The sequence below is a fragment of the Luxibacter massiliensis genome (assembly GCF_900604355.1).
Classification (GTDB): domain Bacteria; phylum Bacillota; class Clostridia; order Lachnospirales; family Lachnospiraceae; genus Luxibacter; species Luxibacter massiliensis.
The window spans coordinates 122111-135506 of the sequence record NZ_UWOE01000002.1 but is presented as its reverse complement, the minus strand read 5'-3'; the positions used below and the strand labels follow the sequence as shown (position 1 = coordinate 135506).

The window sequence follows — 13396 nt, the reverse complement described above, 5'->3', positions numbered from 1 at the left end:
ATTTCCAGTATACAAAAGCATCCCCGCAGGACTCCGTGTATTAGGAAGTTCCCTGCGGGGATATTTTACTGTTCTCTTTCACAGCTTAACTTTTTGTTCTGATTTAGTCAAAGACCCCGATGCAGGCATATAAGGCATCAAACTAGCAAAGATGCAGGCATGGAGGTATTAGACCTGGGCGGCGGCCGCCAACTGACATATAAATTTGTCCCCTTGGCTCGCTGCTCACAGGAATACATCTTTGGCATCTCCTAAGATACAATCAGAATTCAAACACTGCAACTCCATAGGCGGGCAGAGGATATGCAAAAGAGTATTTTCTTCCGTCACATTCTTTCTTCTCTGGTTTATATATTGCCGGCTTTTCTTCTCCCTTTCCACCGTACTTGACATCATCCCCATCCAAAATCAGCTTATACTGCTTTCTCCTTGGTACGCCCACTCTGTAATCCGGGCGTTCCATAGGTGTAAAATTACATACAAACAGTAAATTCCTCTTGCCATCCCTGGAATGCCTTACAAAGCTGAATATACTGCGGAATGTGTCATCCTTATTAATCCACTCAAAGCCTTCTTCTTCTGTATCCAGCTCAAACAAAGCCTTATTTTTCTTGTATAGATGAAGTAAATCACGGTAAAATGCCTGAATCTGCCTGTGCGGCTCCTCAGCCAGAAGATACCAGTCCAGCTCCCTTTCCTCACTCCACTCTCTAAGCTGGGCAAACTCCTGCCCCATAAACAGCAGTTTTTTACCTGGATGGCCAATCATAAAGGCATATCCAACTTTTAGGTTGGCAAATTTATCAAATCCCAGTCCAGGCATTTTATTAACCATGGAGCACTTCAGATGCACGACCTCATCGTGGGAGAGTACTAGGATATAATTTTCACTGTATGCATATTCCATAGAAAAGGACATCTGATAATGTGCATTTTTCCTAAACAGAGGGTCAAGTTTCATATATTCTGTAAAGTCATGCATCCACCCCATATTCCACTTCAGGCTGAAACCCAGCCCGCCTTCCTCTGGATCCCCAGTAACCTTGGGCCACGCTGTAGATTCCTCTGCGATCATCACGGCGCCATGGTTACGCCCCAGCACCACTGAATTCAAATGCTTGAAAAACGCAATCGCCTCCAGGTTCTGGTTCCCCCCATGTTTATTCGGAACCCACTGTCCATCCTGCTTTCCATAGTCCAGATAGAGCATAGATGCTACCGCATCCACACGCAGTCCGTCCACATGATAATGCTCAATCCAGAATAATGCATTGGCAATCAGAAAATTCTGCACTTCTGGTTTGCCATAATCAAATATCTTCGTTCCCCAGTCAGGATGCTCCCCTTTCTTGGGGTCCCCATACTCAAATGTAGGAGTCCCGTCAAAATCTGCCAAACCATGTGCATCCCTTGGAAAATGGGCAGGAACCCAGTCCAGTATAACACCGATTTTATTCCTGTGCAGATAATTAACAAGATACGCAAAGTCTTCAGGAGTTCCATATCTGGATGTGGGAGCATAATATCCTGTCACCTGATACCCCCAGGAGCCGTCAAATGGATGTTCTGCAATACCCATAAGCTCTACATGGGTATATCCCATATCCTTTACATAGTCCACAATAGACTTTGCAAACTCTCTATACGTGTAGAATCCTTCATCCTCCCTGCCAGGATGCCTCATCCAGGAACCCATATGGACTTCATAGATAGACATTGGATTATTCTTATTGTCCCATGTTTCACGTGCTTCCAACCACTCATGATCAGACCATGTTAAATGTGAAATATCTGTAACCCTGGACGCTGTTCCGGGACGCATCTCCGCATAATTGGCAAAGGGATCTGCCTTAAAGATTCTTTTTCCCTGCTCTGTCTCTATACAGAACTTATATAAATCTCCTTCCTTGACCCCTGGAATAAAACAGCTATAAATGCCTACAGGTTCCTGGCGCTCCATATAATCTGCCCCAAAATCCCATTCATTAAATTCTCCAATGACAGATACTCTTCTCGCATGAGGGGCCCACACCGCAAAGTAAACGCCTTCTTTCCCTTTTACTGTTGCCTTGTGGGCACCGAGCTTCTTATATATCTCATAATGTGTCCCCTGGCCAAACAGATACTGATCTAATTCCCCAATCTCATAGGACTGAACCTTTTTTTGCATGGTTTTTTTCCTTCCCATAAAGCTCACCTCACCGCTCATATTTTGTACATTACTTAACAGCTTTAGATAAATCTGCCCTAGGGCATACTCCGCTTCACAATCTTAGCTGTGGCCCACCCCAAAAAGTATGGGACAGTTTGTCCTTTAATATATGTTCAATTATACTTGATATGGCATAAAAAAGAAAGAAAAATCCGCCCACATAAGAGGAAAATCATCAGGCAATATTCGATAGTTTATATGCCTTACTAACTGGCCATCCAATCAGGCCGTAAGGATTAACAGAGTCAAAAACCCTGATGCAAACATATTGGGCATCCAATTAGCAAGGATGCAGGCATCGGGGTACTGACCCCTGGCGGCAGCCGCCAAATGGACATGTAAATATGTCCGCTTGGGTCGCTGCTGGAGGCAATAAAAAATACTCCCCTTCGGCAAAGGCCAGTATATATCAGCCCTCGCCAAAAAGGAGTTATATTTTATATATTGAAATCTTTCTCTGACAAAATAATTCTGTCAGCATCATCCGTATTCTTTCCGAACACACGCTTTACAAGCTTCTTTGCAGATGCTTTCTGGGAATGCTCCATAGCTTCATCCATAACCTCTTTTACTTCAGCTACTGTAACCGCATGGTCTTCTCTCTGCAGGTTATCGATTCTGCTGTAAAGTGCCAAGATTCCCATTTCGTCAATACGATAGCCATTCTCCTGGGCATATGTCTGGCCAAAAGTAACCAATTCGTCATTAATAAATATTGGTACCTCAAGCCGGCTTGTAAACTTCCTGCGGAATTCCCTGTTAGAAGAAAGAAGTCTGTCTAAAGGCTTTCTCTGCTCTTCCAGTACAATCATCATTTCTCCCGTGTCACGCTCCATAGCCTTATTGATCCGTGCAACCGTTTTTTCATTTAACTTGCCAGCTTTCTCGATAATCAGGGCGCCGCCATACAACTTTGTAAATATATCACTTATTTTCTTCTTATTTAAAGAATCCCCTGTTACAATTGCAACCTTGCCCTGACGGATATTCCTTTGCTTTTGGATGGCTTTGACAACATCTACTGCAAGGACAGTCTTGCCATTCCCCTTATTTCCAATAATTAGGAGGTTCCCGGTTCTGGATGTGCCATTCCTGTTCGTACAATTCCTATCCTGTTCTAACACATCTACAAGCTGCTCACTCATACCTCTTACCGGCACAAAATAAGAAAACAATTTCTTCTGCTCTTCAGTCAGGCCAGCTCTTGTACCGATGCCGCTCTGTGTCTCCAAATCATACCGGCCATGTACTATAAATCCAGTGTCGGACATAGAAAGTGCATCAGAAATTTCATCTATTGGTATGGGTGCAGTTTTGCCCGTAGCAATCATTTTAGCTGTTTCTTTCCTACTCAGAGGTGTCGTGGCTGACAAAATATCCATGTTATCATCTTCATCTGGAATCTCTCTGTCATCAGGCTCGCTGCTATGTTCTGGATTTATGCGGAATTCCTCTTCAAAACTAGCCTCAATATCCTCCAGGTATTCCTCGCCCTCTTCTTGTGGGTACTCTTCATCATAGGCCTCTGTTACCCCGTCTGCAGAGTACTCCTCCTCTTCTCCAAAATCATCAGCAGTCTCGTAATCCTCCTCATACTCAGATTCAGCCTCTTCCTCATATTCCTCTTCATATTCAAATTCATCGGCTTCGTCGTAAGCTTCCTCATAATCAAGGCCAGGAGTTTCCTCATAATCTTCCTGATAATCTGGTTCTGCCACATCTTCATACCCAGCCTCGGTTTCCTCTACATAGGCTTCTTCATACTCAGGCCCGACAACACCGCTGTAGTCCTCTCCAGCCACATCTTCCTGCATATCCTCATAGGCAGATTCATCCTCTTCTAGCTCTCCCTCATAGGCAGGTTCATCCTCTTCTAACCCTTCCTCATACTCTTCCTCGTACTCTGCTTCAACCCCCGCCTCTAACTCTTCCTCATATTCAGGCTGGGCAGCCTCCTCGTATTCCTCTTCATACTCAGCTTCAAGATCCTCTCTATATTCTTCCTCATACCCAGCTTCAAGATCCTCTCTATACTCTTCCTCATACCCGGAATCCACAGCCTCTTCATACTCTTCTTCGTAAGCAGCATCAAAGGTTTCTTCGGACACTGTCTCATAGCCTGGCTCCGCTGCATCCTCCTGCGCGTCCTCATACACAGGTTCATCCTCTTCTAACTCTTCCTCATACGCATCGGCCACCTCTTCATCTTCCATCACGTACGCAGGCTCAAAAGCCTCCTCATAGGACGCCTCAGGAGCTTCTTCATAGGCAGGCCCATAGTCCTCAGAAAGCACCCTGCTATCTTGTTCTGCCAACTCCAAATTATCCTCCTGATGGTCTTCTTCCCCTTCCGTATACGCTTCCGCCGCAGGTATCTCAGCCTCACCTGCCTCTGTATCATCCAATAATTCATCAGGATTATCCAGATTAAACTGCTGGCTAATCCCGCCTATATCTTCACGGATCTCTTCAATCACATCTTCGATTTCAGGTTCTGGTTCCGGTTCAGCAACTGGCCCTTCCGGGAGAACGCCCTCGATTTCATCTATCATTCGCTGTATATCTGGCGGAAGAATCGGCTCAGCCTCCTTCTTCTCATCTGCCGTCTCTTCCACTTTCGCCGGCTCTCCCCAGCCTGCAAAAATATCTTCCATGCTGAGCTGGCCTTCTACCTGGTCATCCTCAGGCTGTTTTTTACTTTCTTCCAAATTAAATTTCTCTTCACTTTCTTGATCTGCCTGTTGGATTTCAGATGATGCAACCAAAGTCTCTCCTTCACCTGCCCCAAATATATCCGGATCCTCCAGAACATCCATATCCTCTATAGAAATACCAGTTCCTTCGGCTGCGGCTTCCGCATGTCCAGATATATCTTCCTCTGCAGCAGATAGTTTTGCAATCCCAGCCACATCGGAGTCCATTAAATCACCCTTGTCACTCAATCCTGGCTCATGGTCTTCCGGCTCCTCTAATGGCTCTGCACGCAGTTCCTCTAAATCTGCATCAAACGTAGCTCTTTTTTCAAGTTTCCCTGACAAGCCTTTTACCAACTCCAAATCTACCACAGATTCAATCTCTTCAATAGCGGTTTCAAACTCAGAATCTCTCTCTGTCTCCTCATGGCCCGAATCTGTACTTTCTGCCTTTTCAGGTTCAGGGGCGCTCTCCGTATTCTTTGGCCGCAGAAGGCTCTGAAGAGCTTCCCCCAGCCTCATGGTGCTGGCTATTCCTTTTTGAGTAAGCTTTTGCACAATCTCATCATTCTGAATAGATTCCTCTGGTTCCTGTGCGGGAGTGTCTGCCTCTGGAGCTGTGTCTGTATGACCCTCCTCCTCATGCACAGGTGCAGGAGTGTCTGCTTCTGCCGCCGGATCCTTCTGAAGCTGATACTGTGTTAGGTCTGGAATCTCCTCAGTCTCTGACTCTAATTTTTCATATCTATGGTCATATTTTTCCTGTTGGGATGGAGTTAATTGCTTGTACTGCATCTTAAGCTCCATAGCCTTGTAAACATACTTCCCTTCGCTGAACCATAAAATCAAATCATCGCATTCCTCAAGACATTCAGCCGTCATCCCCGCTTCCTGGTAAAGCTTAGCCAGTTCATAGGCCCACTCTTCAATATATTCCGCCTTTTTAAACTCCTCTAATGCCTCGATTTGCTGTTCTACAGGGGATCTGCGTGCCCTGAGAATTTTATATTTTAAAATATGCTGATTAGGATCTTTAGGCGCAACCTGTATGAAATCGTCATAGTAGTCAATAGCTTCATCTACATTGCCAGTCTTAAGGGCAAGCGCACACAGGCGATAAATAACCTTCCTGCTTCCTTCAGCACGATGATAAGCAATATTCAGAACATCATAACTCTTCTGGTAATCTCCATTTTTTTCATATATATCACTGACATTTGTCAGCATAGTGGCATTTCTGACTCTTTTCCAGTCAATGGTATCCGCAGCCTCAGCCGCTTTACTGTATGCGCCTTTTTCCATAAGTTCAAGCATCTGTTCTGTCTTTAACTTATATTCATACTTATCCACTGCACTCACCTCGTTAAAATAATATTGTTCATACGCATACGCTACTTTATACGCACACAACCCATAATTCTGTCCTTAGTTTACCATAAGCACCCCACAATGTCAAAAAAATGCATCTTCAATTAACGTTGAAGATGCATTTTAATTTTTATTTAATTTTCTCATTCTATATATTTTATAAATCGGAGGAATCCTTCGATTTTTGTTCCTGTAAGACCTTTGCCATTTGTCAATTGATACTTCAGTCTGCTCACTAAGACTGGCTTACTAAACCTCCTGTCCTTCAATATAACAAATCTGCTTTTATCAAAATCCAATAATTTCATCTACTGGTATTCTTCCATAGCGCTTAGATAAACATCTTAGTTATTCATCCTATAACCTTTTAACTGCCGCAGTACCGGTTTTGATATTCCAGCTGTCTAATCAGCTATTCGCTCTATAACTATGTATATCTCCTATGAATTAATATTCCGTCCATGTTTCTTTACACATTTGTGGAAATTCTGATATATGTGATACTATATTCAATACGTCTGTAAATGCAAAATCTTTTGATTTTATCCAGTTTTCAAACTCTCCGATTAAATCCTTTTCATTCTTCTTTACTGGACTCTTTTATCTTAAGATGGCAAAGGCCTCTTGATCACAGGAACTTCCATCTACCGTACCACTAACATATTGAATTTTAACTGATATTGTACTGTCCATTGGACCTTTCCCTCCTTGACTAAATATTTTAATCCAATTGAACATCTTAGAATTATGTTCATTTAGATATATTCCTTGAGATTGTCTTTTAATTTGTCTATCTCTTTTGGATTGACTTTATAATAGCATATGAATTTTTATTTGTCAACTCATTTCTATTGTTTTTTATAAATAAATATATAATTGTATTTTTTATATATAATTATCAGATTATTATATTTATCACACTGTATCTTAGATAAAAATCCATGGGGAATGAATATCCTTTCTCCCCATGGAAGAATAGCGCCCCCTAATGCACGCCGTAATCCATACCTTGTAATATATGCCGTCAGGAAGAACATAAAAAGTCTATGCTACGATCTTCCCATCCTCGATTTGTATAACTTGGTCAGCCATCTGCGCAATCTCAGGATTATGGGTAATCATCACTATAGTCTGATGAAATTCCTTACTGGTCATTTTTAACAGGCCTATCACATCTTCACTAGTATTCCTGTCTAAGTTTCCTGTGGGTTCATCAGCCAGGATAATAGAAGGTTTGCTCGCCAGGGCCCTGGCAATAGCCACCCGCTGCTGCTGGCCGCCGGAAAGATTGTTTGGCAGGCTGTCCAGTTTGCTGTCTAAACCCAATAATTTTACAATTTTCATAATAAATTTTTTGTCTGGCTTCTGGCTGTCTAAGGAAATGGGGAATAAGATATTTTCCCATACTGTTAATACTGGAACTAGATTATAATTTTGAAAAACAAAACCAATTTGCTTGCGCCGGAAAATAGTTGCCTGCTCACTGTTTAATTTTGCCAGCTCAGTACTGCCGATTTTGACGCTGCCTTCTGTGGGGGTATCCAGGCCCCCCAGCATGTTTAAAAGAGTGGATTTGCCTGAGCCGGACGTACCGATAATGGCAGTGAACCTACCCCGTTCAATTTCTAAATCAACGCCGTCCAGCGCCTTAACCATTGTTTCGCCTTTGCCATAATATTTTTTAAGACCGCAAGTTTTTAAAATACTTTCCATAAAATTACCCTCCTTAATAATAAATACTACTTTATTCTGCTATACGAAGCTGCTCCACAATACTGCCCTTGTTGAAAAGCCGCAGCGCGACGGCAGGAATAACGGCAGATATGACTATCAAAACCATACAGGTAATGAGGGCGGGAAACAGGGTAAACTGAAATGTAAAATACCAGACTGACCCTGTCAGTCCCCGCACCAGTGTCAGTCCGGTCAGTATAGAGACTACGGTCCCGAGTACACAGGCGCCGGCTGCATAGTATATACCCTCAAAAGTCATCATTTGTACAAGCTGCTTAGGCGTCATGCCAATACTCTGCATGGTGGCAAATTCAGGGCGCCGGGCAATAATAGTAGTTATGATAGAATTAATTAAGTTGAGTACCCCTACAATGCCAAAGATAGATCCAATCAATATCCCCACAAAGTAAATCATAGTGCGGGTGCCTTCTGCGCTCTCCCTTGCACTTTCAGCTGTTGCATAGTACAAATCTGGGTCGGCAGCCATAGCATCTTCTAAATAGGCGGTTACATTTTCACGCTCTGTCTCTTCCACGTCAAAAGCATATTTATATACGGAAGGGGTGTCATAAAGCTGCTCATATATGCTGCTTGGCAGATAGAGGAGCAAGCCGTCCCCACCGATACTCATGGGGCCGTTACATGTGTATCCGATTTCTTCGTCATCCCCATTCACGGCAGCCTTGGAGAGTACAGGCAGTTCCATCAGAGGTCGGCCGTCACGGTAAACAGTAATAGTATCCCCCACGTCCAAAAAGTCCAGAAAATCAGCCAAGCTCATATCCTGCCGGTTAACCTGTACACCCAGCAGCACTCCCTGGCCATCCTCCATCTTGGAATACAAAGCGTGGGGGTCAGTCTCTCCTTCCCGCAAATCCATACGGCTTATAGAAATTTCCTCCATCCCATAAACATTGCATACAGGGCGGCCATCCTCCCCTAAGCCAAACCAATAATAGTCCTCTGTAGCTGCGTGGGGCAGGCCGCTGACCTGGTTGACCATTGTCTCCTGAGTCAGCGGAATGCCAAAATCATAGGTAATATTTGTATCCTGGGCAGTATTCTTATAGACTGGCGCTGCATCTTTTACTCCCGGCAGGGCAGAAATGGCTTGCATCCATTTAGGGTCAAGGCTCTGTTCCCGGCTGGTAAACCCCTTCTGGCCATTGGCTGACGCCGCATTGACAACAGCATAATCAGTACGGATCATGTAATTTACTTGTTTCTCCACATCCAGGCTGGCCGCGGCTATGCCTACGCCATTGAGAAGCGCAATGCACAACATCAATGACAGCATAATAAAAGCGGTGCGGCGGCGGTTTCGCCCTAAATTTGACCAGGCCATACGGTAGATCCTCGCCTCAGTAAAGCGGCCCCTCGCCCTGGGCCCTGCTCCTGCCCTTTCCACATAGCGAAACGCCTCAATAGGCGGAGTATTGGCGGCCACACGTATTGGTTTTCGGGTAGAGAGGAAAACTGTCAGTGCTGTCAATGCCGCTGCTCCCAGGAAAATTACTGGGGAGGGTTCTACGCTCACAACAATGTTCTGGTATTCGGAGGACATAGTATCCATAACCACTGGGAGAGCGGCTTTTCCTACAAAAAAACCAATAGCCAATCCCAGGGGGATACCAATGCAGGAAAGCCATAATGCCTGCCGGTTGATGAGCTTTTTTACTTGCTTCCGGCTCATGCCAATGGTGCGGTATAGTCCATAGCGGCGTATTTCCTGCATAACAGCAATGTCAAAGACATTATAGATGAGCAGGTAGCCGCACAACAGAAACAGCGCTGCCACTATACCGCCCATAATATATACGGACAAAGACATCGGCTGGTTGGTAGTTGTGTTAATGACGGCAGCCAGGTAATTGTCCGCTTTCATGTCCTCTGGTTCTCCCCCCACGCTGTATACCCAGTCATTCATTTTGTCCTGCAGGCCAACAGTACTTTTAGCAATAAAATCTGACGCATAGGTACCCGCCAGTTCCCGATCCTTAACATAAGTATTTTGAAAAATTTCCGGATAGGTATCACGGAAAGCAATTCCCGCCCACAGCATACTTATCTGGTCATTGGTAGCTTCATACCATCCCGAAACTACCATAGGAAGGACATACTCCTGGCCATGTGCACAAAAGCGCAGAGTGACAGCCGCTCCAACTTCCGGTTTTGCCCCTAACTCCCGCAGGGCAGCGTCAGAAGCGACAATCTCATTGGCAGCCTGGGGAACTGTTCCATGGCTGGGGTTACAAAATGTCAGCTCTGCCTGAGTCTCATCTAGCACATCGAACTCGATGTTATGATGGACTGTATCCGTAAGGAAACCTACTGCCATCCGCAGTCCATAGCTTTCGATAAAATCTGCCCTTTCCAGGGCGGCAAATTGTTCAGCTGTCATGTTGCGTAAGTCGCCGTCAGATTTGCTTCCTTTTAGTATCTGCATGGTCAGGGTCATGGAATCCATGGCGCCCAGGCTAATAGTCGTTACAGATGTAAACAGAACTGCAGTCAGCATAATCGCTAAGACTGCGACCAGATTCCGGGGCCTGCTGGCGGCAAGACTCCGCCTGGCGAGAGTTTTCAGCATTATTTTCATGTTATCGCATCCTCCTGTTTCTTGCTGATACCAGCATAACCCCACAATGTTACAGCCAGGGTACAGGAAAGTTACATTTTTGTACCTTTCCTGTTTGCAGCAAGAAAATCCTGTCTATGAAACGATGCGCCCATCCTGCAGCCTTACTACCCTGTCAGCCAGTTGTGCCAGCTCCAGATTGTGGGTAATCATGAGTAGTGTCTGGTGAAAGGTTTCTGCCGTCAGTTTCAAAAGTCCAGCTACGTTTTGGCTTGTCTTAGCATCAAAGCTCCCTGTAGGTTCATCTGCCAAAATAATAGATGGTTTGGCAACCAGTGCCCTGGCAATAGCCGTACATTGCTGGCCGCCTCCAGAGAGCATATGCGGAAAGCAATTTAATTTCTTTTTCAGTCCCAGGAGGGAAATAATTTCTGCCAAAAAGGCCTCATCTGGGCGGGAATTATCCAAGGCCAGCGGAAATACTATATTCTCCTGTATAGTTAGCTCAGGGACTAAATTATAACCCTGAAAAACAAAGCCTATTCTCCTGCGCCTAAAAATAGTCATTTGATCCTCTGACAAGTCCGACAGATCGGTGCCGTCTACAATTACAGTCCCCGCAGTTGGACAGTACAGGCCGCCAACGGCATTTAAAAGTGTTGTTTTTCCGGAGCCAGATGCTCCAATAATAGCAGTAAACCTGCCTTTTTCAATTTCCAAATCAATTCCGTCCAAAGCCTTTACCAAGCGGCAGCTTGTGCCAAAATATATTTTAAGATTGCGAATTTCAACAATATTCATACGGTTTTTTCCTCATGGATTAGGTCAGGACAAGAGGAACACAGAAAATGTACTTCCTTTGCCCGGCTCTGATTTTACACTGATATACCCCTTCTGACGGGCAATAATACCCCTGGCCAAATACAGGCCCAACCCTACCCCTTCCTCAGACGCAACCTGCTGTGACCGGTAGAACCGCCTAAACACATCGTTATAATGTTGGGGGGCAATTCCAATCCCTGTATCCCCTATATCAATCCTCGTATAAAATTGCCAGGGCCGGACACTGATATATATGGCTCCCCCGGGAGATGTGTATTTTACACCATTATCTAAAATATTTCCCAATGCCTCTGCTGTCCATTTTGGATCATGCCTGACAGTTACGCTGCTGTCACAGGACACATCAATAGTAATCCCTTTTTCATCTGCCTTTGCCCATATCCCGCTGACCGCCTGTGCAACGGTATTATACAAGCTGGCCTCTTCCATATGGAGGACAAAAGTCCCCGTTTCCAGCCGTGACATTTTAATAAGAGACTGCATGAGAAAATCTAGTTTCTTAATCTGTACTTCCATAGTGTTTAGAAAGTCAGCACGTTTTTCGTCAGATAATTGGTGCTGCTGTAAAATGCCCGTAAACATTTGAAGGTTTGCAATAGGAGTTTTAACTTGATGGGATATATCACTGACCAGTTCCTGGATAGTTTCTTTGTCCTGCCTGCTTTGGCGACGCCCCTCCTGCATCCTGTCATAATACTGCAAAAGCTTTCCCTGTACTCTTGAGATATGGGAATCTACGTAAGGCTGATAATCTTCCAACTTACGTCCGTCCATAAGTGTATCTACTGTCTCACAAATATCATTAGCAAAATCTGACTGCAGCTTCCTTTGGCGCCAGTCCCATAAAAGCGCAAGTGCAAAAACCAGAAGTCCGGACACAAGTAAGCAGGCCCTGATGATCCAAAGGGGAATATACTCCCACGCCAGTCCAAAGGTGAAAAGAAGCGCAGCCAGAATCACTACAATGTTTCTAATTTTTTTCATATACTTGTACCTGTCCAGATATACCCCATGCCTCTGACAGTCTGAATATAAGAATGGCTGGCATCTTCTATTTTTGCCCGCAGCCGGGCCATTGTGACAGTCAAGGTATGGTCATCCACAAAATTTGCGTCGCAGTCCCACAGCTTTTCCAATAAAATCTGACGTGTCACAATACTCCCCGCACTAGCAGTCAAAAGACGCAATAATTTATATTCGTTGGGGGTAATTGCCAGTTTTTTACCGTTTCGTATGGCCGTAAGCCTCTGGAAATCCAAATGCAGAAAGCCATCCTCATAGCCATCGGCAGTTATTTTTGCCATGGCCGCTCCCCGGCGCAGAGTGACCTCTATACGCCGTTTCAGGATCTGCGTATTAAATGGCTTGGTTATATAATCCTCTGCCCCAAGGTCAAAACCTTTCAGAACATCCTGTTCCAAATCATTAGCTGTTAAAAAAATTATAAGCTGATCAGGCCGGACGGCCTTTATCTCCCGGCACAGATCAAAGCCGCTGCCATCTGGAAGGTTTACGTCTAAAAGTATCAGCTCAAAATAATCACTTTCCAAAAGCTGCCTGGCTTTCTGGCAATTATAAGCGGCTACTGTCAAATATCCACACGTATCCAATTCAAAACAAAGTCCCGCACTGAGTGCGAGATCATCTTCTACGATCAATAATTTCATCCCCATAATCCTTTCGAGTTTTATTACTTTATAAATAATTCTCTCATACCATTCTACATTATATATAGTTTTTGTGCAGCCTAAATAACAGCAGGTGGTACCCCCGGGCATTCCTTGTAGGACAAAGGGCGTCCGCCCATAAGGACATATGTTTACAGGCGCCCTTGGGTATAAATCAAAAAGGGATTGCTGCAAACCCAAAATTTCAAACAGGTTATGGAAGCGCCCAGCCTGACAGCACCATAATCTTATATGAAAAGGTTGATATGCAACAGTCCCCTCTAAATTCGTAAAATATTAT

Annotated in this window: 7 protein-coding genes; all 7 read right to left on the bottom strand. The window is 44.5% G+C overall.

Annotation, left to right across the window (positions count from 1 at the left end; genetic code table 11):
- Positions 1 to 262: 262 nt before the first annotated feature.
- Positions 263 to 2188 carry a 1,4-alpha-glucan branching protein GlgB gene (glgB, locus tag EFA47_RS18570; protein ID WP_122644677.1) on the bottom strand — a complete coding sequence of 642 codons (1926 nt, stop codon included), beginning with the start codon at positions 2186 to 2188 and terminating at the stop codon, positions 263 to 265.
- 461 nt (positions 2189 to 2649) lie between these two features.
- Entirely contained in the window at positions 2650 to 6255 is a 3606-nt protein-coding gene (locus EFA47_RS18565) for a hypothetical protein (RefSeq protein WP_306438893.1), read from the bottom strand.
- Positions 6256 to 7317: 1062 nt separating this feature from the next.
- A complete protein-coding gene (locus EFA47_RS18555; RefSeq protein WP_122644675.1) occupies positions 7318 to 7986 on the bottom strand; it encodes an ABC transporter ATP-binding protein in 669 nt (222 codons plus the stop codon).
- A 31-nt stretch (positions 7987 to 8017) separates the two neighbouring features.
- Complete coding sequence (locus EFA47_RS18550; RefSeq protein ID WP_122644674.1) at positions 8018 to 10606, bottom strand: ABC transporter permease; 2589 nt, start codon at positions 10604 to 10606, stop codon at positions 8018 to 8020.
- Positions 10607 to 10720: 114 nt separating this feature from the next.
- Positions 10721 to 11386: an ABC transporter ATP-binding protein gene (locus EFA47_RS18545; protein ID WP_122644673.1), complete on the bottom strand. Its 666-nt coding sequence runs from the start codon at positions 11384 to 11386 to the stop codon at positions 10721 to 10723.
- 24 nt (positions 11387 to 11410) lie between these two features.
- A complete protein-coding gene (locus EFA47_RS18540; protein ID WP_235853377.1) occupies positions 11411 to 12412 on the bottom strand; it encodes a sensor histidine kinase in 1002 nt (333 codons plus the stop codon).
- The gene (locus tag EFA47_RS18535) at positions 12409 to 13095 is read right to left on the bottom strand and encodes a response regulator transcription factor (protein ID WP_122644855.1); all 687 of its coding nucleotides are present in this window, start codon (positions 13093 to 13095) and stop codon (positions 12409 to 12411) included. Before EFA47_RS18535 ends, EFA47_RS18540 begins: the two co-directional genes overlap by 4 nt.
- Between the last annotated feature and the right edge of the window lie 301 nt (positions 13096 to 13396).

Coding starts and splice junctions, on each gene's coding strand:
- glgB (WP_122644677.1), bottom strand. CDS start 2,188: ATGGGAAGGAAAAAAACCATGCAAAAAAAGGTTCAGTCCTATGAGATT.
- EFA47_RS18555 (WP_122644675.1), bottom strand. CDS start 7,986: ATGGAAAGTATTTTAAAAACTTGCGGTCTTAAAAAATATTATGGCAAA.
- EFA47_RS18550 (WP_122644674.1), bottom strand. CDS start 10,606: ATGAAAATAATGCTGAAAACTCTCGCCAGGCGGAGTCTTGCCGCCAGC.
- EFA47_RS18545 (WP_122644673.1), bottom strand. CDS start 11,386: ATGAATATTGTTGAAATTCGCAATCTTAAAATATATTTTGGCACAAGC.
- EFA47_RS18540 (WP_235853377.1), bottom strand. CDS start 12,412: ATGAAAAAAATTAGAAACATTGTAGTGATTCTGGCTGCGCTTCTTTTC.
- EFA47_RS18535 (WP_122644855.1), bottom strand. CDS start 13,095: ATGAAATTATTGATCGTAGAAGATGATCTCGCACTCAGTGCGGGACTT.